18 protein-coding genes and 3 rRNA genes are annotated in these 20,669 nt (G+C 63.4%); 19 read left to right on the top strand and 2 right to left on the bottom strand.

The features are described 5' to 3' along the window. Nucleotides 1–9: 9 nt before the first annotated feature. The 15 genes from rpmE to ASE48_RS05295 all read left to right on the top strand — a co-directional run bounded on the left by rpmE (nucleotide 10) and on the right by ASE48_RS05295 (nucleotide 12,808). Nucleotides 10–240 (top strand): 50S ribosomal protein L31, encoded by a 231-nt coding sequence (gene rpmE / locus ASE48_RS05225; RefSeq protein WP_057165948.1) that lies wholly within the window; start codon nucleotides 10–12, stop codon nucleotides 238–240. Between the two features lie 83 nt (nucleotides 241–323). After that, entirely contained in the window at nucleotides 324–1,397 is a 1,074-nt protein-coding gene (gene prfA / locus ASE48_RS05230; RefSeq protein ID WP_057165949.1) for a peptide chain release factor 1, read from the top strand. After that, complete coding sequence (prmC, locus tag ASE48_RS05235) at nucleotides 1,397–2,230, top strand: peptide chain release factor N(5)-glutamine methyltransferase (protein ID WP_057165950.1); 834 nt, start codon at nucleotides 1,397–1,399, stop codon at nucleotides 2,228–2,230. The genes prfA and prmC overlap by 1 nt, the downstream gene beginning before the upstream one ends. A 5-nt stretch (nucleotides 2,231–2,235) precedes the next feature. After that, nucleotides 2,236–2,913 carry an L-threonylcarbamoyladenylate synthase gene (locus ASE48_RS05240; protein ID WP_057165951.1) on the top strand — a complete coding sequence of 226 codons (678 nt, stop codon included), beginning with the start codon at nucleotides 2,236–2,238 and terminating at the stop codon, nucleotides 2,911–2,913. Between the two features lie 51 nt (nucleotides 2,914–2,964). Beyond that, entirely contained in the window at nucleotides 2,965–4,134 is a 1,170-nt protein-coding gene (locus ASE48_RS05245; RefSeq protein WP_057166014.1) for a glycosyltransferase family 4 protein, read from the top strand. A gap of 292 nt (nucleotides 4,135–4,426) precedes the next feature. Beyond that, nucleotides 4,427–4,882 (top strand): ATP synthase subunit I, encoded by a 456-nt coding sequence (locus ASE48_RS05250; protein WP_057166015.1) that lies wholly within the window; start codon nucleotides 4,427–4,429, stop codon nucleotides 4,880–4,882. A gap of 10 nt (nucleotides 4,883–4,892) precedes the next feature. Beyond that, nucleotides 4,893–5,681, top strand: a complete 789-nt coding sequence (gene atpB, locus ASE48_RS05255; RefSeq protein ID WP_057165952.1) for a F0F1 ATP synthase subunit A — start codon at nucleotides 4,893–4,895, stop codon at nucleotides 5,679–5,681. A gap of 84 nt (nucleotides 5,682–5,765) precedes the next feature. Beyond that, on the top strand, nucleotides 5,766–6,026 hold the full coding sequence (locus tag ASE48_RS05260; RefSeq protein ID WP_036440957.1) for a F0F1 ATP synthase subunit C: 261 nt from the start codon (nucleotides 5,766–5,768) through the stop codon (nucleotides 6,024–6,026). Between the two features lie 9 nt (nucleotides 6,027–6,035). Further along, complete coding sequence (locus tag ASE48_RS05265) at nucleotides 6,036–6,536, top strand: F0F1 ATP synthase subunit B (RefSeq protein ID WP_057165953.1); 501 nt, start codon at nucleotides 6,036–6,038, stop codon at nucleotides 6,534–6,536. After that, nucleotides 6,537–7,874, top strand: coding sequence for a F0F1 ATP synthase subunit B/delta (locus tag ASE48_RS05270; protein WP_057165954.1), 1,338 nt, complete (start codon nucleotides 6,537–6,539; stop codon nucleotides 7,872–7,874). 46 nt (nucleotides 7,875–7,920) lie between these two features. Then, complete coding sequence (atpA, locus tag ASE48_RS05275) at nucleotides 7,921–9,570, top strand: F0F1 ATP synthase subunit alpha (RefSeq protein WP_057165955.1); 1,650 nt, start codon at nucleotides 7,921–7,923, stop codon at nucleotides 9,568–9,570. Nucleotides 9,571–9,577: 7 nt separating this feature from the next. Continuing rightward, nucleotides 9,578–10,504 (top strand): F0F1 ATP synthase subunit gamma, encoded by a 927-nt coding sequence (locus ASE48_RS05280; protein ID WP_057165956.1) that lies wholly within the window; start codon nucleotides 9,578–9,580, stop codon nucleotides 10,502–10,504. A 24-nt stretch (nucleotides 10,505–10,528) separates the two neighbouring features. Then, complete coding sequence (gene atpD, locus ASE48_RS05285; RefSeq protein ID WP_057165957.1) at nucleotides 10,529–11,959, top strand: F0F1 ATP synthase subunit beta; 1,431 nt, start codon at nucleotides 10,529–10,531, stop codon at nucleotides 11,957–11,959. 27 nt (nucleotides 11,960–11,986) lie between these two features. After that, nucleotides 11,987–12,352, top strand: coding sequence for a F0F1 ATP synthase subunit epsilon (locus tag ASE48_RS05290; RefSeq protein WP_057165958.1), 366 nt, complete (start codon nucleotides 11,987–11,989; stop codon nucleotides 12,350–12,352). A gap of 12 nt (nucleotides 12,353–12,364) precedes the next feature. Further along, nucleotides 12,365–12,808, top strand: coding sequence for a DUF2550 domain-containing protein (locus ASE48_RS05295; protein ID WP_057165959.1), 444 nt, complete (start codon nucleotides 12,365–12,367; stop codon nucleotides 12,806–12,808). 56 nt (nucleotides 12,809–12,864) lie between these two features. Here the strand turns inward: ASE48_RS05295 and ASE48_RS05300 are convergent, their stop codons facing one another. Then, nucleotides 12,865–13,440 carry a cob(I)yrinic acid a,c-diamide adenosyltransferase gene (locus ASE48_RS05300; RefSeq protein WP_057165960.1) on the bottom strand — a complete coding sequence of 192 codons (576 nt, stop codon included), beginning with the start codon at nucleotides 13,438–13,440 and terminating at the stop codon, nucleotides 12,865–12,867. 82 nt (nucleotides 13,441–13,522) lie between these two features. Between ASE48_RS05300 and murA the strand changes: the two genes are divergently transcribed. Continuing rightward, on the top strand, nucleotides 13,523–14,776 hold the full coding sequence (murA, locus tag ASE48_RS05305) for a UDP-N-acetylglucosamine 1-carboxyvinyltransferase (protein ID WP_057165961.1): 1,254 nt from the start codon (nucleotides 13,523–13,525) through the stop codon (nucleotides 14,774–14,776). A gap of 196 nt (nucleotides 14,777–14,972) precedes the next feature. Here the strand turns inward: murA and ASE48_RS33340 are convergent. Then, the coding region (locus ASE48_RS33340; protein ID WP_235570785.1) for a hypothetical protein at nucleotides 14,973–15,155 on the bottom strand (183 nt) is incomplete at its 5' end. A gap of 92 nt (nucleotides 15,156–15,247) precedes the next feature. On the opposite strand from ASE48_RS33340, the gene ASE48_RS05310 reads away from it, so the two are divergent. The 3 genes from ASE48_RS05310 (at nucleotide 15,248) to rrf (ending at nucleotide 20,613) form a co-directional block, all read left to right on the top strand. Next, nucleotides 15,248–16,767: ribosomal RNA gene (locus tag ASE48_RS05310) — 16S ribosomal RNA — on the top strand. Between the two features lie 430 nt (nucleotides 16,768–17,197). Further along, nucleotides 17,198–20,319, top strand: a 23S ribosomal RNA gene (locus tag ASE48_RS05315). A gap of 181 nt (nucleotides 20,320–20,500) precedes the next feature. Beyond that, nucleotides 20,501–20,613: ribosomal RNA gene (gene rrf, locus ASE48_RS05320) — 5S ribosomal RNA — on the top strand. The 16S, 23S and 5S rRNA genes sit together here, the layout of an rRNA operon. Nucleotides 20,614–20,669 lie beyond the last annotated feature (56 nt).

Below are 20,669 nucleotides of genomic sequence, written 5' to 3' on the forward strand. Positions count from 1 at the left end.
GGAAAAGCCATGAAATCGGGTATTCACCCCACTTACGCCGAGACCAACGTGGTCTGCGGCTGCGGTAACACCTTCACGACCCGCAGCACCAAGGACAACGGCCACATCGTGGTCGAGGTCTGCTCGCAGTGCCACCCGTTCTACACCGGCAAGCAGAAGATCCTCGACAGCGGCGGCCGTGTTGCCCGCTTCGAGAAGCGCTACGGCAAGCGCGACACCAAGGCTGCTGCAGACAACTAGCTGAGCTATCGGCGCCCGAACCTGGCACACGTGTCAGGACCGGGCGCCGATTTGCGTCTACAGGCCGTTTTTGAGGAGTCCAGGTGACCGATACCGCACCCGCGATTGAGGCGTTGCTCGCGGAGCACGCCGACCTGGAGACCCAGCTCGCCGATCCCGGCCTGCACGCGGACGCCGGTGCGGCCCGCCGCGTCGGGCGCCGATTCGCGCAGATCTCGCCGATCGTCTCGACGTACCGCAAGCTGGAAACGGTCCGCGGCGACCTGGAGGCCGCTCGTGAGCTGGCGGCCGAAGACGAGGCGTTCGCCGCCGAGGTGCCCGAGCTCGAGGCACGTGCCGCCGAACTCGACGGCCGGCTCACCGATCTGCTGGCCCCGCGCGATCCGCACGACGCCGACGATGTCGTGCTCGAGGTGAAATCCGGTGAGGGCGGCGAGGAATCGGCACTGTTCGCCTCCGACCTCGCCCGCATGTACATCCGGTACGCCGAGCGGCACGGCTGGACGGTGACCGTGCTCGACGAGACGTGGTCGGATCTGGGCGGCTACAAGGACGCCACCATCACCATCGCGAGCAAGGGCGATTCCGCCGACGGCGTCTGGTCGCGGATGAAATTCGAGGGCGGTGTGCACCGCGTGCAGCGCGTGCCCGTCACCGAATCTCAAGGCCGGGTGCACACCTCGGCCGCCGGCGTGCTCGTCTACCCCGAACCCGACGATGTCGAGGCCGTTCAGATCGACGACTCCGATCTGCGCATCGACGTCTACCGGTCCTCGGGCAAGGGCGGCCAGGGCGTCAACACCACCGACTCCGCCGTCCGCATCACCCACCTGCCCACCGGCATCGTCGTCACCTGCCAGAACGAGCGCAGCCAGCTGCAGAACAAGGCGCGCGCCATGGTGGTGCTCGCGGCCCGGCTGCAGGCACTGGCCGAGGAGCAGGCCTCCGCCGACGCCTCGGCGGACCGCGCCAGCCAGATCCGCACCGTCGACCGCAGCGAACGGATCCGCACCTACAACTACCCGGAGAACCGGATCGCCGACCACCGCATCAACTTCAAGTCGCACAACCTCGACCAGGTGCTCGACGGCGACATGGATGCGCTGCTGGACGCTCTCGCGGCCGCCGACAAGCAGGCGCGCCTTCAGCAGGCGTGATGAACGCGCTGCAGCAGGCGATCTCGGACGCGGCCACAGCGCTGGCCGCAGCCGGTGTCGACTCCGCGCGCACCGATGCCGAACAGCTGGCCGCCCATGTGATCGGCACCGACCGCGGCCGGCTCATGTTCGCCGAGCCGGGCCCCGGTTTCCTGGACGAATTCCGCGCCCTGGTCGGGCAGCGCGCGCTGCGAATTCCGTTGCAGCACCTGTTGGGTAGTGCCGCCTTCGGTCCGCTGACGCTGGCCGTCGGGCCAGGGGTGTTCATCCCGCGGCCCGAGACCGAGGCGCTGCTGGAATGGGCGCAGGCGGTCCCCGTCCCGCCCGGCGGCGTGATCGTGGACCTGTGCACGGGTTCGGGCGCGCTCGCACTCGCCCTGGCCTCCTACCGACCCGACGCCCGCGTCATCGCGGTGGAGCGCTCCGAGCAGGCGCTGCGCTACGCCGGCACCAATGTGGACGGCACGGCGGTGGAATTGGTGCACGCCGATGTCACCGACCGCGATGTGCTGGCCGACCTCAGCGGCAATGTCGATCTGGTGGTCGCGAATCCGCCCTATATTCCCGACGGTGCAGAACTGGAACCCGAAGTGGCAGAACATGATCCGCACGTCGCGCTGTTCGGCGGCGCCGACGGGATGGCTGTCATCGCCCCGATCGTCGAGCTCGTGTCGCGGCTGCTGCGGCCCGGCGGGCAGGTGGGGGTCGAGCATGACGACACCACGTCGGCGGCCACCGTCGAGCTCTTCGGCGCCGCCGGCGTCTTCACCGATGTCGCGGCACGCCGCGACCTGGCCGGTCGGCACCGGTTCGTCACCGCGGTGAGAAGCTGAATGGCATGAGCCAGCTCTTCGACTGTGCGGACCCCGAACAGCGGGCCACCGGCCTCACGTCGGCGATCAGCGCCGTCAAGGGCGGGGGACTGGTCGTGCTGCCCACCGACACCGTCTACGGCATCGGCGCGGACGCCTTCAACAGCGAAGCGGTGACCGCGTTGCTCGCGGCCAAGAACCGGGGGCGCGATATGCCGGTCGGCGTGCTCGTCGGCTCCTGGCACACCATCGACGGACTGGTCTATGCGGTGCCGCCTGCTGCGCGTGAGCTCATCCAGGCCTTCTGGCCGGGCGCGCTGAGCCTGGTGGTCCGCCACGCCCCGTCGCTGCACTGGGACCTCGGCGACGCCAACAACACCGTCATGCTCCGCATGCCGCTGCAGCCGGTGGCCATCGAACTGCTGCGCGAGGTCGGCCCGATGGCCGTCTCCAGTGCGAACATCTCCGGTTTCCCGGCCGCGGTCACCGCCGCGGATGCGCAGGCCCAGCTGGGCGCGCGGGTCGAGGTGTACCTCGACGGGGGACCGTCGCCACAGGGGGCGGCCTCCACGATCGTGGATGTGTCCGGCGCACAGCCGCGGGTGCTGCGGGAAGGCCCGGTCTCGGTTGCCGACGTCGCCCGGGTACTCGGCGTGGAAGCCGACGCACTCACACCCGAGGACACCCGTGGGACCACCCCTTAGGCCACAGCCTCTTCGCGTACGGTTCACCCCGTGGTGAGCGAACCGGTCTGGATGGCTGACGGTCTGCTCGCCCTGTCGGACCGCGGCGCGGGCGTCCCGCTGCGCGAACTCGCGCTCGTCGGGCTCACCGCCGCCATCATCACCTACTTCGCGACCGGCTGGGTCCGGGTGCTGGCCATCCGGGTCGGGGCGGTCGCCTACCCGCGCGAACGCGATGTGCACGTAGCGCCCACGCCACGAATGGGCGGGCTGGCGATCTACATCGGTGTGGTGGTCGCGGTGCTGCTGGCGTCCCAGCTGCCCGCGCTCAATCGCGGGTTCGTGTATTCGACCGGTATGCCCGCGGTGGTGGTCGCCGGCGGACTCATCATGCTGGTCGGCCTCATCGACGACCGGTGGGGCCTGGACGCGCTGACCAAATTCGCCGGCCAGATCACCGCTGCCAGCGTGCTGGTCACCATGGGGGTGGCGTGGAGTGTGCTGTACATCCCGATCGGCGGCGTCGGCACCATCGTGCTGGATCAGGTCACCTCGATCCTGCTCACGCTGGCGTTGACGGTCTCCATCGTCAACGCCATGAACTTCGTCGACGGTCTCGACGGTCTGGCCGCCGGGCTCGGTCTGATCACCGCCCTGGCCATCTGCATCTTCTCGGTGGGCCTGCTCCGCGATCACGGTGGCGATGTGCTGTTCTACCCGCCGGCCATGATCTCGGTGGTCCTCGCCGGTGCGTGTCTGGGATTTCTGCCGCACAACTTCCACCGCGCGAAGATCTTCATGGGCGACTCGGGGTCGATGCTGATCGGCCTGATGCTCGCGGCCGCCTCGACCACAGCCGCGGGCCCGATCTCGCAGAACGCCTACGGGGCGCGCGACGTGTTCGCGTTGCTGTCGCCGTTCCTGTTGGTCGTGGCGGTGATGTTCGTGCCCGCCCTGGACATGCTGCTGGCCATCGTGCGCCGGACCCGCGCCGGCAAGAGCCCGTTCAGCCCGGACAAGATGCATCTGCACCATCGGCTGCTGCAGATCGGGCACTCGCACCGCCGCGTCGTGCTGCTCATCTACATGTGGGTGAGCATCGTCGCGCTCGGGGCGGCCAGCACGATCTTTTTCGACCCGCGCCACACCGGCGCAGTGATGCTCGCCGCAATTCTGGTGGCCGGGGTGGTGACGCTGATACCGCTGCTGCGGGGGCGGAACAGTCCGGTCGAAGACCCGTAGAAGCCGATGTACGACGAAAAGTAGTAGGCCTGTTTTTGTGCCTCCTACCTTGTGGTACGGTTCTGCGCATAACCCGAAAAACCTCGCGGGTTGCCGGCCCGGCCCATCGGTCCACCCGACCGATCGGTGCCGATACACGACCGACAAAAGGGAGCTACCCCTTGGGTGATTCCAGCGCGCCCGCTGCCCTCCGATACTCTCGTCGGGCACGCACAGGAATTTTGCAGTTTTCTGAGTTATTGCAGTTTTCGATCAGGACCCCCCTCGACGACGCGGGATTGAGGTGAACGACGTGACGACGCCAGCGCAGGACGCGCCCCTGGTGTTCCCTTCCGTCGGCTTCCGTCCGTTGCGGCTCCTGCTGGTCTGCCTGGCGCTCACCGCCGTGGCCATCGCGGCCGCCGGTTATGTCGGCAACATCTTCTTCGGTGTGTTCTTCGGTATCGGGCTCGGTCTCGGTTTGCTCAACGCACTGCTGGTGCGACGGGCCGTCGAGTCGATCACGATGGAGGACCACCCACTCAAGAAGAAAATGGCCATAAACTCCGCCACGCGACTGTTGGTCATCACCGCAGTCGCCATGGTGGTGGCCATCTACTTCAAGGCACACGGCGGAATTGCGGTGCTGTTCGGGTTGGCAATCTTCCAGGCATTGCTGGTGATGAGCACCAGCATCCCGGTGCTGAAGAAGATCCGCTCCAACGGCTTGGACGTCGAGGACGTCCCCGCATCGGATTCGAAGGATTGAGCTGACCCGAATGACTGAGACTGTGCTTGCCGCCGAAGAGGGTGGCGCCGCCATCCACGTCGGACACCACACGATGGTGTTCGAACTGTTCGGCATGACCTTCAACGGTGACACGATCATGGCCACCGCGATCACCGCGGTGATCATCATCGGGCTGGCGTTCTATCTGAAGTCCAAGGTCACCTCGACCGGCGTGCCCGGCGGCGTGCAGCTGTTCTGGGAGGCGCTGACCATCCAGATGCGCCAGCAGATCGAGGGCTCGATCGGCATGAAGATCGCCCCCTTCGTCCTGCCGCTGGCCGTCGCGCTGTTCGCATTCATCCTGATCTCCAACTGGCTGGCCGTGTTCCCGTGGCAGTACGGCGGATCCGACGGTGCCGCGGCCGAGCTCTACAAGCCGCCGGCCTCGGACATCAACTTCGTGCTGGCCCTCGCTCTGTTCGTGTTCATCTGCTACCACGCGGCGGGCATCTGGCGGCGCGGCGCCATCGGACACCCGATCGCGGTCGTCAAGGGCCACGTCGCCTTCCTGGCCCCGATCAACATCGTCGAGGAACTCGCCAAGCCGATCTCGCTGGCACTGCGACTCTTCGGCAACATCTTCGCCGGCGGCATCCTGGTGGCGCTGATCGCGATGTTCCCCTGGTACATCCAGTGGCTGCCCAATGCCATCTGGAAGACCTTCGACCTGTTCGTCGGTTTGATCCAGGCCTTCATCTTCAGCCTGTTGACGATCCTGTACTTCAGCCAGTCGATGGAAGTTCACGACGACCACGACACCAAAGAGCACGCGCACTGACTTTCGACCGTTTGACCTAGCTGCACTGACACGTACGACAGAAGTCCTGGTGGCACCGCCACCAGTTACAAGGAGGAAAAAGGAATGGAACTCGATCCCAACGCCATCATCACCGCTGGCGCGCTGATCGGTGGCGGTCTGATCATGGGTGGCGGTGCCATCGGCGCCGGTATCGGTGACGGCATCGCGGGTAACGCGCTGATCTCCGGCATCGCCCGGCAGCCCGAGGCCCAGGGCCGGCTGTTCACCCCGTTCTTCATCACCGTCGGTCTGGTGGAGGCCGCGTACTTCATCAACCTGGCGTTCATGGCGCTGTTCGTCTTCGCCACGCCGGGCCTGCAGTAGTCCGACGGCATGGACCAGCTGACCGTATCCATCGTGGCCGCGGAAGAGGGCGGGGGGACCAGTAACTTCCTGGTCCCCAATGGCACCTTTTTCGCCGTGCTGCTCATCTTCCTGATCACGCTCGGCGTGATCTGGAAGTGGGTGGTGCCGCCGATCAGCAAGGTGCTCGCCGAGCGCGAGGCCATGCTGGCCAAAACTGCTGCCGACAGCCGTAAGTCGGCTGAACAGGTGGCAGCCGCTCAGGCCGACTACGACCAGGCGATGGCCGGCGCACGCGCCGAGGCATCGGCACTTCGTGACGAGGCACGCGCCGAAGGCCGTCAGGTCGTCGACTCGAAGCGGGCCGAGGCCAGCGGTGAAGTCGCCGAGACGGTACGCCAGGCCAACGAGAAGCTGTCCCAACAGGGTTCAGCTGCTCAAGCCGAGCTGACCTCGTCGGTGGATGGCCTCTCGGCCACCCTGGCGAGCCGCATCCTCGGCGTCGACGTGAATTCGGGACGGAACAACTAGATGTCGACATTCATCGGACAGCTGATCGGCTTCGCCGTCATCGTGTTCATCATCGCCAAATGGGTGGCACCCCTGGTGAAGGGGCTGATGGTCAAGCAGCAGGAGGCCATCCGCGTCGCCCTGGCCGAGAGTGCCGAGGCGGCGAAGAAGCTCGCTGAGGCCGATGCCATGCATGCCAAGGCACTGGCCGACGCCGAGGCCGAGGCCGGCAGCGTCACCGGTGAGGCAAAGCAGGACTCCGAGCGCATCAAGGCCCAGCTCGAAGAGCAGGCCGGGATCGACGCCGAGCGCATCAAGGCTCAGGGCGGGCAGCAGGTTCACCTGCTCCGCCAGCAGCTGGTGCGCGAACTGCGGCTCGGGCTGGGCGATGAAGCAGTCGCCAAGGCCGCCGACCTGGTCCGTGCCCACGTGGCCGATTCGGCCGCGCAGGCTGCCACCGTCGACCGCTTCCTGGACGATCTCGACCAGATGGCCCCGTCGGCCGCTGTCATCGAGACCGGTGCCACCGCGGGACTCCGGGCGGCCAGCCGTGAAGCCTTGGCCAGTCTGGTGTCCGAGTTCGACAGCCTGGCAGGTGGTTTGGATGCCGACGGGCTGACGGCTCTGGCCGACGACCTGGCTGCAGTGGCAAAGCTGCTCATCACCGAGAGCGCTCTGACCAAGCACCTGGCCGAGCCGGCGGATTCCGCCACGGCCAAGGTCTCGCTGGTCGACAAGCTGCTGACCGGCAAGATCGGTGAGCCCACCCTGAAGCTGGTCCGCACCGCCGCATCCCAGCGCTGGTCCACCGAGGCCAACCTGGTCGACGGGATCGAGCACATCGCGCGTCTGGCCCTCCTGCAGCGCGCGAACGCGGCCGGCGAGGTCGACGAGGTGGAAGACCAGCTGTTCCAGTTCGGGCGGGTTCTCGACTCCGAGCCGCGGCTGTCTGCACTGCTGAGCGACTACACCACCGATGCCGCAGGTCGAATCGCCCTGCTGGACAAGGTGGTCGGTACCGGAAGCAGCGCCAATGGCACCGCCGCCGCGCTGCTGTCGCAGACCATCGGCCTGCTCCGCGGGGAGCGCGCCGACGAAGCGGTCATCGATCTCGCCGAGCTCGCAGTGGCCCGTCGTGGAGAGGTCGTGGCTCATGTCAGCGCCGCTGCGGATCTGACCGATGCACAGCGCGATCGCCTGGCGACCGTGCTCTCGCGCATCTACGGGCATCCGGTGTCCATCCAGTTGCATGTCGATCCGGAACTGCTCGGTGGTCTGTCGATCACCGTCGGTGACGAAGTGATCGACGGATCCATCGCGTCCCGATTGGCCGCCGCGCAGACCCAGCTGCCGGACTGACCCAGAAGACTTATCACCCAGATCAAAGGTAGGAAGACGAAAAACCATGGCAGAGTTGACAATCTCGGCTGCTGATATCGAAGGTGCCATCGAGGGCTACGTATCCTCGTTTTCCGCCGACACCGAGCGGGAAGAGGTCGGCACCGTTGTCGATGCCGGTGACGGCATCGCCCACGTCGAGGGCCTGCCCTCGGTCATGACACAGGAGCTGCTCGAATTCCCGGGCGGCGTTCTGGGCGTGGCGCTGAACCTCGACGAGCACAGCGTCGGCGCCGTGATTCTGGGTGACTTCGAAAAGATCGCCGAAGGCCAGCAGGTCAAGCGCACCGGCGAGGTGCTCTCCGTCCCGGTGGGCGACGCCTTCCTGGGCCGCGTGGTGAACCCGCTCGGACAGCCCATCGACGGTCAGGGCGACATCGCCGCCGAGACCCGTCGTGCCCTCGAGCTGCAGGCCCCCTCGGTCGTGCAGCGCCAGGGTGTCAGTGAGCCGCTGCAGACCGGTATCAAGGCCATCGACGCCATGACTCCGATCGGCCGCGGCCAGCGACAGCTGATCATCGGCGACCGCAAGACCGGTAAGACCGCCGTCGCCGTCGACACCATCCTCAACCAGCGTGGGGCCTGGGAGACCGGCGACCCGAAGCAGCAGGTGCGCTGCGTCTACGTCGCGATCGGCCAGAAGGGCACCACGATCGCCTCGGTGAAGCGGGCGCTCGAAGACGGCGGCGCGATGGAGTACACCACCATCGTCGCGGCCCCCGCCTCCGACGCTGCCGGCTTCAAGTGGCTGGCCCCCTACACCGGTTCGGCCATCGGCCAGCACTGGATGTATGACGGCAAGCACGTCCTCATCGTGTTCGACGATCTGTCCAAGCAGGCCGACGCCTACCGCGCCATCTCGCTGCTGCTGCGCCGCCCGCCGGGCCGTGAGGCGTTCCCCGGTGACGTGTTCTACCTGCACTCCCGTCTGCTGGAGCGTTGCGCCAAGCTGTCCGACGAACTGGGCGGTGGATCGATGACCGGCCTGCCGATCATCGAGACCAAGGCCAACGACATCTCGGCGTTCATCCCGACCAACGTCATCTCCATCACCGACGGCCAGTGCTTCCTGGAGTCCGACCTGTTCAACCAGGGCGTGCGACCGGCCATCAACGTCGGTGTGTCGGTGTCCCGCGTCGGTGGTGCCGCTCAGATCAAGGCGATGAAAGAGGTCGCGGGCTCGCTGCGCCTCGACCTGTCGCAGTACCGCGAGCTGGAGGCCTTCGCGGCCTTCGCCTCGGATCTGGACGCGGCCTCCAAGGCGCAGCTGGACCGCGGTGTGCGCCTGGTCGAGCTGCTCAAGCAGCCCCAGTACAGCCCGCTGTCCGTCGAGGATCAGGTTGTCGCGATCTTCCTCGGCACCAAGGGCCACCTGGATTCGGTTCCCGCCGAAGACGTCTCACGCTTCGAGACCGAGCTGCTGGAGCACGTCAAGGCCAGCCACTCCGACCTCCTGAACGGCATCAAGGACAGCAAGAAGCTATCCGAAGAGGCCGAGGAGAAGCTGGTCACCGTGATCAACGACTTCAAGAAGGGCTTCTCGGCATCCGACGGCAGCTCGGTCGTGGTGAACGAGTCCGACTCCGAAGCCCTCGATCCCGAGGACCTGGAGAAGGAATCGGTCAAGGTCCGCAAGCCTGCACCCAAGAAGGCCTAGGTAACCAATGGCAGCCACACTGCGCGAGCTACGCGGACGTATCCGCTCGGCCGGGGCGATCAAGAAGATCACCAAGGCTCAAGAGCTGATCGCCACGTCGCGGATCGCCAAGGCGCAGGCCCGGGTCCAAGCGGCCCGGCCCTACGCCACCGAAATCACCAGCATGCTCACCGAGCTGGCCGGCGCCAGCGCGCTGGATCACCCGCTGCTCGTCGCACGGGAGAACCCGAAGCGGGCCGCCGTGCTGGTGGTGTCCTCGGACCGTGGGCTGTGCGGTGGGTACAACGCCAACGTGCTGCGTCGCGCCGAGGAGCTCTTCTCGCTGCTGCGTGACGAGGGCAAGTCCCCGGTGGTCTACGTCGTCGGTCGGAAGGCTCTGGGCTACTACAACTTCCGTCAGCGTGACGTGGCGGAGTCGTGGACCGGCTTCTCGGAGCGACCGACCTACGAACACGCCAAGGAGATCGCCGACACCCTGGTGACGGCATTCATGTCCGGTGCCGATGACGACGGCGACGACGGCGGCGCGGACGGCATCCTCGGTGTCGACGAGCTGCACATCGTGTCGACCGAGTTCCGCTCGATGCTGTCGCAGACTGCGGCTGCGCTGCGGATCGCCCCGATGGTCGTCGAGTACGTCGAAGACGCACCGGATGAGGGCCCGCACACCCTGTTCTCGTTCGAGCCGAACGCCGAGAACCTGTTCGACGCGCTCCTGCCGCGCTACATCGCCACCCGCGTGTACGCGGCACTGCTGGAGGCGGCCGCCTCGGAGTCGGCTTCACGCCGGCGCGCCATGAAGTCGGCCACCGACAACGCCGACGATCTGATCAAGGCACTCACGCTGGCGGCCAACCGCGAGCGTCAGGCGCAGATCACCCAGGAAATCAGCGAGATCGTCGGTGGCGCCAACGCGCTGGCCGACGCCAAGTAAGCCCCGTAGGAAGCGAAAAGAGATATGACTGCTGTCGCAGAAAAGACCACGACGGGTCGCGTTGTTCGTATCACCGGCCCCGTGGTCGACGTGGAGTTTCCGCGTGGCGCGGTGCCCGACCTGTTCAACGCCCTGCACGCCGAGATCACCTACGGCGAGCTGGCCAAGACGCTGACCCTGGAGGTCGCCCAGCACCTGGGTGACAACCTGGTCCGCACCATTTCCATGCAGCCCACCGACGGCCTGGTGCGCGGCACCGACGTCAGCGACACCGGTAAGTCGATCTCGGTGCCCGTGGGTGACGGCGTCAAGGGCCACGTGTTCAACGCCCTCGGCGACTGCCTCGACGAGCCCGGATACGGCGAGGACTTCGACCACTGGTCGATCCACCGCAAGCCGCCGGCCTTCGCCGACCTGGAACCCCGCACCGAAATGCTGGAGACCGGTCTGAAGGTCGTCGACCTGCTCACTCCGTACGTGCGTGGCGGCAAGATCGCCCTGTTCGGTGGTGCCGGCGTCGGCAAGACCGTGCTGATCCAGGAGATGATCAACCGCATTGCCCGCAACTTCGGTGGCACCTCGGTGTTCGCCGGCGTGGGTGAGCGCACCCGTGAGGGCAACGACCTGTGGGTCGAGCTCGCGGACGCCAACGTGCTCAAGGACACCGCCTTGGTGTTCGGCCAGATGGATGAGCCGCCGGGCACCCGTATGCGCGTCGCGCTGTCGGCGCTGACCATGGCGGAGTACTTCCGCGATGAGCAGCAGCAGGACGTGCTGCTGTTCATCGACAACATCTTCCGGTTCACCCAGGCCGGTTCCGAGGTCTCCACGCTGCTCGGGCGTATGCCTTCGGCCGTGGGTTACCAGCCGACGCTGGCCGACGAGATGGGTGAGCTCCAGGAGCGGATCACCTCGACCCGTGGTCGCTCGATCACCTCGATGCAGGCCGTGTACGTGCCCGCCGACGACTACACCGACCCGGCACCGGCGACCACCTTCGCCCACCTGGACGCCACCACCGAGCTCTCGCGTGCGGTGTTCTCCAAGGGCATCTTCCCCGCGGTGGATCCGCTGGCATCGTCCTCGACGATCCTGCACCCCAGCGTGGTCGGCGACGAGCACTACCGCGTCGCCCAGGAAGTCATCCGGATCCTGCAGCGCTACAAGGATCTTCAGGACATCATCGCCATCCTCGGTATCGACGAGCTGTCCGAAGAGGACAAGGTGCTGGTGTACCGCGCCCGTAAGATCGAGCGCTTCCTGAGCCAGAACATGATGGCGGCCGAGCAGTTCACCGGTCAGCCCGGCTCGACCGTGCCGCTCAAGGAGACCATCGAGGCCTTCGACAAGCTGTCCAAGGGCGAGTTCGATCACCTGCCCGAGCAGGCGTTCTTCCTCATCGGTGGCCTTGACGACCTGGCGAAGAAGGCAGAAACCCTCGGCGCCAAGCTGTGATGGTGAAAGCACGAAAGGTGGTGTGGCATGGCTGAACTGGACGTCGAGATCGTCGCCGTCGAGCGTGAGTTGTGGTCCGGCAAGGCCACGTTCGTCTTCACCCGCACCACCGCAGGTGAGATCGGCATCCTGCCGCGGCACATCCCGCTGGTGGCCCAGCTGGTCGACGACGCCATGGTGCGCGTCGAGCGGGAGGGCGAGGATGACCTTCGCATTGCCGTCGACGGTGGATTTCTGTCGGTGACCGAGTCCGGGGTGAGCCTCCTGGTGGAGAACGCCCAGTTCGAGTCGGAGATCGACGCCGACGCGGCCAAGCAGGACTCCGAATCCGACGATCCTGCCACCGCAGCCTGGGGCCGCGCGCGACTGCGCGCGGTCGGGCAGATCGACTAGTAGGAACCGCCGATGAGCGCGTCCATGTTGTTCATGGTCGCGCTCGTCGGCGTTTTGCTGTTGGCGGTCGTCGCACTCGGCTACCGGCTGTGGAAGCTGCGCCAGGTGGGCGGCACCGCCGCCATCCTGCGTGATTACCCGGCCGAAGGCGGCCACGGTTGGCGGCACGGCGTGCTGCGCTACCGCGGCGGCGAGGCCGAGTTCTATCGGCTGTCGAGTGCGCGCTGGTGGCCGGACCGCCGGCTGAGCCGGCTCGGACTTGAGGTCGTCTCCCGGCGTTCCCCGCGCGGTGACGAGTTCGACATCATGACCGAAGAGATCGCCGTCCTGGAGCTGCGCGATGTCAGCCCCGAACGCGGGCGCGGCTACGAGGTCGCACTCGACCGCGGGGCATTGACGGCCTTCACCTCATGGGTGGAATCGCGGCCGTCACCGCGGGCCCGCCGGCGCAAGTGAATCCCGAGTCGCTTCGTTCTGCCCCGTAAGCGGGAGGTGCCCCCAGTCCGCCGTGACTAGGTTCGCTGGCCGCCGGGCTGCCATTTCACATCGCCGTCCGGATTGGCCACCCGCGACAGGATGAACAGCAGGTCAGACAGCCGGTTGAGGTATTTCGCCGGTAGTACGTTGATGGATTCGCCGTGCTGGTCGACCGCCCGCCAGGCAGAGCGCTCGGCGCGACGGGTGACGGTGCGCGCCACATGCAACAGCGCCGATAGCGCGGTGCCGCCGGGCAGGATGAACGAGTCGAGCTTCGGCAGATCCTCGTTGAACTCGTCGCACCAGCCTTCGAGGCGGTCGATGTAGTCCTGCAGAACACGCAGCGGCGGGTATTCCGGGTTCTCCACCACCGGAGTCGAGAGGTCGGCGCCGGCATCGAACAGGTCGTTCTGGATCTGCAGCAGAACCTCGCGGATCCGGTCATCTGGTTGGCCCAGTGAGACCGCGACACCGATGGCGGCGTTGGCCTCATCGCAGTCCGCGTAAGCCTCCAACCGGGCGTCGTTCTTGGAGACCCGGCTGAAATCACTCAGCCCGGTGGTGCCATCGTCGCCGGTCCGGGTGTAAATGCGGGTCAGGTGCACGGCCATGGTTAAACCGTACCGGGCAGGTCCGGGCCGTTGTGGCCGCAGCGTTCTGAAACCGGGGCCGGCTCTGCTTACACTGGCCCGCGTGAGCGATCGATTCGTGGTGACGGGCGGAAGCCGGTTATCTGGTGAAGTCGCCGTCGGGGGAGCGAAGAACAGTGTTCTCAAGCTGATGGCGGCAACGCTGTTGGCCGAAGGCACCAGCACGATCACCAACTGCCCGGACATCCTGGATGTGCCGTTGATGGCCGAAGTGCTCCGTGGCCTGGGCGCCACCGTCGAACTCGACGGTTCGACGGTCCGGGTCACTTCGCCGGACGAGGTCAAGTACGACGCCGACTTCGCCGCGGTGCGCCAGTTCCGCGCTTCGGTGTGTGTGCTGGGTCCGCTGGTCGGGCGGGGTAAGCGTGCCAAGGTCGCGTTACCCGGTGGCGATGCCATCGGTTCCCGGCCGCTGGACATGCATCAGTCCGGTCTTCGACAGCTGGGCGCCCGTTGCAATATCGAGCACGGCTGCGTGGTCGCCGAGGCCGATCAGCTACGTGGCGCGGAGATCCAGTTGGAGTTCCCGTCAGTGGGGGCTACGGAGAACATCCTGATGGCGGCGGTGCTGGCAGAGGGTGTCACCACGATCCACAACGCGGCCCGCGAGCCCGACATCGCCGATATCTGCACCATGCTCAATCAGATGGGGGCGCAGGTCTCCGGTGCCGGCTCCTCGACGTTGACAATCACCGGGGTGGACCGGCTCTATCCCACCGAGCATCGGGTGATCGGGGACCGCATAGTCGCAGCCACCTGGGGGATCGCCGCGGCGATGACCCGGGGGGACATCTCGGTCACCGGGGTCGACCCCGCGCACCTGCAGCTGGTGTTGCACAAGTTGCACGACGCTGGTGCGACCGTCACCCAGCATGACAACGGTTTCCGGGTGGTCCAGTACGAGCGGCCCAAGGCCGTCAACGTCGCCACCCTGCCGTTCCCCGGCTTCCCGACCGACCTGCAGCCGATGGCGATCGGGTTGGCGTGTATCGCCGAAGGCACGTCGATGATCACCGAGAACGTGTTCGAAGCGCGGTTCCGGTTCGTCGAGGAGATGATCCGGCTGGGGGCCGACGCCCGCACGGACGGTCATCATGCCGTCGTGCGTGGTCTGCCTCAGCTGTCGAGTGCACCGGTGTGGGCATCCGACATCCGGGCCGGCGCCGGCTTGGTGCTTGCCGGCCTGGTCGCCGACGGCGACACCGAGGTGCACGACGTCTTCCACATCGATCGGGGCTACCCGTTGTTCGTGGAAAACCTGGTCAGTTTGGGTGCTGAGGTGGAGCGGGTAAGCTAGGACCTACCGGCTGATGCAGCGACATCGAGCCTCTGACCTGCGGATTTGACTTCGCAACGATCGAAGTCCTAATCTAATCGAGTTGCCCCGGACACGGGGAACAGAGAAGTTTGACTCCCCGGCCTAGATAGTTTAAGCTGGCAGGGTTGCCCCGAAACGGGAAACTTCTACACAATCAAGTCTGTTGTTTGAGAACTCAATAGTGTGTTTGGTGGTTTTTGTTTGTTGTTTTTGGCCATYCATTTGGGGGGATTCCCGTCTTCCTGAGTTGGTGGGTGGCCTGTTTTTTTGATGCCAGTTTGTTGGTGTCTTTTGTTTGGATATCAGGTTTTTCTGATTCGAATTCCACCTGGCTTTGGCTGGGTTGTTTTTGTTTGGANCTGTTTTTTTGATGCCAGTTTGTTGGTGTCTTTTGTTTGGATATCAGGTTTTTCTGATTCGAATTCCACCTGGCTTTGGCTGGGTTGTTTTTGTTTGGAGAGTTTGATTCTGGCTCAGGACGAACGCTGGCGGCGTGCTTAACACATGCAAGTCGAACGGAAAGGCCCTTCGGGGTACTCGAGTGGCGAACGGGTGAGTAACACGTGGGTGATCTGCCCTGCACTTTGGGATAAGCCTGGGAAACTGGGTCTAATACCGAATATGACCATGCGCCTCCTGGTGTGTGGTGGAAAGCTTTTGCGGTGTGGGATGGGCCCGCGGCCTATCAGCTTGTTGGTGGGGTAATGGCCTACCAAGGCGACGACGGGTAGCCGGCCTGAGAGGGTGACCGGCCACACTGGGACTGAGATACGGCCCAGACTCCTACGGGAGGCAGCAGTGGGGAATATTGCACAATGGGCGCAAGCCTGATGCAGCGACGCCGCGTGAGGGATGACGGCCTTCGGGTTGTAAACCTCTTTCAGCACAGACGAAGCGCAAGTGACGGTATGTGCAGAAGAAGGACCGGCCAACTACGTGCCAGCAGCCGCGGTAATACGTAGGGTCCGAGCGTTGTCCGGAATTACTGGGCGTAAAGAGCTCGTAGGTGGTTTGTCGCGTTGTTCGTGAAAACTCACAACTCAATTGTGGGCGTGCGGGCGATACGGGCAGACTTGAGTACTGCAGGGGAGACTGGAATTCCTGGTGTAGCGGTGGAATGCGCAGATATCAGGAGGAACACCGGTGGCGAAGGCGGGTCTCTGGGCAGTAACTGACGCTGAGGAGCGAAAGCGTGGGGAGCGAACAGGATTAGATACCCTGGTAGTCCACGCCGTAAACGGTGGGTACTAGGTGTGGGTTTCCTTCCTTGGGATCCGTGCCGTAGCTAACGCATTAAGTACCCCGCCTGGGGAGTACGGCCGCAAGGCTAAAACTCAAAGAAATTGACGGGGGCCCGCACAAGCGGCGGAGCATGTGGATTAATTCGATGCAACGCGAAGAACCTTACCTGGGTTTGACATGCACAGGACGCCGGCAGAGATGTCGGTTCCCTTGTGGCCTGTGTGCAGGTGGTGCATGGCTGTCGTCAGCTCGTGTCGTGAGATGTTGGGTTAAGTCCCGCAACGAGCGCAACCCTTGTCCTATGTTGCCAGCGGGTTATGCCGGGGACTCGTAGGAGACTGCCGGGGTCAACTCGGAGGAAGGTGGGGATGACGTCAAGTCATCATGCCCCTTATGTCCAGGGCTTCACACATGCTACAATGGCCGGTACAAAGGGCTGCGATGCCGTGAGGTGGAGCGAATCCTTTCAAAGCCGGTCTCAGTTCGGATCGGGGTCTGCAACTCGACCCCGTGAAGTCGGAGTCGCTAGTAATCGCAGATCAGCAACGCTGCGGTGAATACGTTCCCGGGCCTTGTACACACCGCCCGTCACGTCATGAAAGTCGGTAACACCCGAAGCCGGTGGCCTAACCCCTTGTGGGAGGGAGCCGTCGAAGGTGGGATCGGCGATTGGGACGAAGTCGTAACAAGGTAGCCGTACCGGAAGGTGCGGCTGGATCACCTCCTTTCTAAGGAGCACCACGAGATTCAGGCCCGCCCACGCGTGTGGGGGTTCGGTGATCTGGACGATTCGTTGGATGGGCTGTCCTCTGTAGTGGAGGCGGTTCTGGTGCAACTCAACAAACTTTTTCGGTGCTTTCCCGTKTGGGGGGTGCTGGGCTGCCAGACACACTATTGGGCTTTGAGACAACAGGCCCTGCGGATCCTCTGCGTTGGTGGAGGTGTCCGGCCGTGAGTCCACGRGSTCCCMGGTGTTGGGGGCCGGTGGTGAGCGGTGTTTGTTGTTGCTCCATCTTTGGTGGTGGGGTGTGGTGTTTGATTTGTGGATAGTGGTTGCGAGCATCTAGCACGCAAGAAATGGTCGCCGGCTTTCGGGTCGGTGGGTGTTTGTTGTGTGTGTTTGATGTGCAATTTTTTTCTTTATTTGGTTTATCTGTGTTGTAAGTGTTTAAGGGCGCATGGTGGATGCCTTGGCATTGGGAGCCGATGAAGGACGTGGGAGGCTGCGATATGCCTCGGGGAGCTGCCAACCGAGCGTGGATCCGAGGATGTCCGAATGGGGAAACCCAGCACGAGTGATGTCGTGTTACCCAGCGGTGAATATATAGCCGTTGGGAGGGAACGCGGGGAAGTGAAACATCTCAGTACCCGTAGGAAGAGAAAACAAAAGTGATTCCGTGAGTAGTGGCGAGCGAAAGCGGAGGATGGCTAAACCGTATGCATGTGATACCCGGCGGGGGTTGTGTGTGCGGGGTTGTGGGGCGTTTCTTCTCCAGTCCGCCGACTGGGGCAACAGTAAAAAAAGTGTGTGTTAGCGGAAGTGGTCTTGGGATGGCCTGCCGTAGACGGTGAGAGCCCGGTACGCGAAAACATATGCTCTGTTGTGGAACTGTCCCCGAGTAGCAGCGGGCCCGTGAAATCTGCTGTGAATCTGCCGGGACCACCCGGTAAGCCTGAATACTTCCCAATGACCGATAGCGGATTAGTACCGTGAGGGAATGGTGAAAAGTACCCCGGGAGGGGAGTGAAATAGTACCTGAAACCGTGTGCCTACAATCCGTCAGAGCCCTCGTTTTACGTGGGGTGATGGCGTGCCTTTTGAAGAATGAGCCTGCGAGTCAGGGACATGTCGCGAGGTTAACCCGTGTGGGGTAGCCGCAGCGAAAGCGAGTCTGAATAGGGCGTATCCAATCCAGAGGGGTTGGTGTAGTGGTGTGTTCTGGACCCGAAGCGGAGTGATCTACCCATGGCCAGGTTGAAGCAGCAGTAAGATGTTGTGGAGGACCGAACCCACTTAGGTTGAAGACTGAGGGGATGAGTTGTGGGTAGGGGTGAAAGGCCAATCAAACTCCGTGATAGCTGGTTCTCCCCGAAATGCATTTAGGTGCAGCGTTGCGTGTTTCTTACCGGAGGTAGAGCTACTGGATGGCCGATGGGCCTCACAAGGTTACTGACGTCAGCCAAACTCCGAATGCCGGTAAGTGAAAGCGTGGCAGTGAGACGGCGGGGGATAAGCTCCGTGCGTCGAGAGGGAAACAGCCCAGATCGCCGGCTAAGGCCCCTAAGCGTGTGCTAAGTGGAAAAGGATGTGCAGTCGCGAAGACAACCAGGAGGTTGGCTTAGAAGCAGCCACCCTTGAAAGAGTGCGTAATAGCTCACTGGTCAAGTGATTGTGCGCCGATAATGTAGCGGGGCTCAAGCACACCGCCGAAGCCGCGGCAGCACACTTTGTGTGCTGGGTAGGGGAGCGTCCTGCATCCAGTGAAGCAGCGGAGTGATCCAGTTGTGGAGGGTGTGGGAGTGAGAATGCAGGCATGAGTAGCGATAAGGCAAGTGAGAACCTTGCCCGCCGAAAGACCAAGGGTTCCTGGGGCAGGCCAGTCCGCCCAGGGTGAGTCGGGACCTAAGGCGAGGCCGACAGGCGTAGTCGATGGACAACGGGTTGATATTCCCGTACCCGTGTGTGCGCGCCCATGATGAATCAGAGGTACTAACCGCCCAAAACTGCCGTTACCGATCACCTTCGGGTGTGAGGATTGGCAGGGCTGCGCGGGACCTTCTCTGGTAGTAGTCAAGCGATGGGGTGACGCAGGAAGGTAGCCGTACCAGTCAGTGGTAATACTGGGGCAAGCCTGTAGGGAGAGATCCAGGTAAATCCGGGTCTCACATATCCTGAGAGGTGATGCATAGCCGATTGAGGCGAATTCGGTGATCCTATGCTGCCGAGAAAAGCCTCTAGCGAGCTCACACACGGCCCGTACCCCAAACCAACACAGGTGGTCAGGTAGAGAATACTAAGGCGTACGAGTGAACTATGGTTAAGGAACTCGGCAAAATGCCCCCGTAACTTCGGGAGAAGGGGGACCTCCTACTGTCATGGCTCTTGCAGCCGGCAGCGGTGGGGGGTGGCACAAACCAGTGAGAAGCGACTGTTTACTAAAAACACAGGTCCGTGCGAAGTCGCAAGACGATGTATACGGACTGACGCCTGCCCGGTGCTGGAAGGTTAAGAGGACCCGTTAATCCTTCGGGGTGAAGCGGAGAATTTAAGCCCCAGTAAACGGCGGTGGTAACTATAACCATCCTAAGGTAGCGAAATTCCTTGTCGGGTAAGTTCCGACCTGCACGAATGGCGTAACGACTTCTCAACTGTCTCAACCATAGACTCGGCGAAATTGCACTACGAGTAAAGATGCTCGTTACGCGCGGCAGGACGAAAAGACCCCGGGACCTTCACTACAACTTGGTATTGGTGCTCGATACGGTTTGTGTAGGATAGGTGGGAGACTGTGAAGCATGCACGCCAGTGTGTGTGGAGTCATTGTTGAAATACCACTCTGATCGTATTGGGCCTCTAACTTCGAACCGTATATCCGGTTCAGGGACAGTGCCTGGTGGGTAGTTTAACTGGGGCGGTTGCCTCCTAAAATGTAACGGAGGCGCCCAAAGGTTCCCTCAACCTGGACGGCAATCAGGTGTTGAGTGTAAGTGCACAAGGGAGCTTGACTGCGAGACTTACAAGTCGAGCAGGGACGAAAGTCGGGACTAGTGATCCGGCACCTCTGAGTGGAAGGGGTGTCGCTCAACGGATAAAAGGTACCCCGGGGATAACAGGCTGATCTTCCCCAAGAGTCCATATCGACGGGATGGTTTGGCACCTCGATGTCGGCTCGTCGCATCCTGGGGCTGGAGCAGGTCCCAAGGGTTGGGCTGTTCGCCCATTAAAGCGGCACGCGAGCTGGGTTTAGAACGTCGTGAGACAGTTCGGTCTCTATCCGCCGCGCGCGTCAGAAGCTTGAGGAAACCTGTCCCTAGTACGAGAGGACCGGGACGGACGAACCTCTGGTCCACCAGTTGTCCCACCAGGGGCACGGCTGGATAGCCACGTTCGGACAGGATAACCGCTGAAAGCATCTAAGCGGGAAACCTTCTCCAAGACCAGGCTTCTCACCCATTAAGTGGGATAAGGCCCCCCGCAGACCACGGGATCGATAGACCAGACCTGCACACCTAGCAATAGGTTTAGGGAACTGGCACTAACCGGCCGAAAACTTACACACACCCAACCATGTTGGGTAGCAGATAAAACCGTGTAAGAAAAAATGACGCACATTAAACGCCCGCAACCACACCCACAACATCGGACACATTCACACCAGCAATGGCGTGAACACACTCCACCACCAAAACACACTCCCCCCACACACACGATGGGGGCGCCCAGAAACGGGTGAATAAAGTTACGGCGGCCATAGCGGCAGGGAAACGCCCGGTCCCATCCCGAACCCGGAAGCTAAGCCTACCAGCGCCAATGATACTACCCAAAAGGGTGGAAAAGTAGGACACCGCCGAACACACATTAAGACCCGAGCCCCCCAAACACACCAATTGGGGGGCTCGGGCATTTGTG

The sequence above is a fragment of the Mycobacterium sp. Root265 genome (genome assembly GCF_001428895.1).
Taxonomy (GTDB): Bacteria; Actinomycetota; Actinomycetes; order Mycobacteriales; family Mycobacteriaceae; genus Mycobacterium.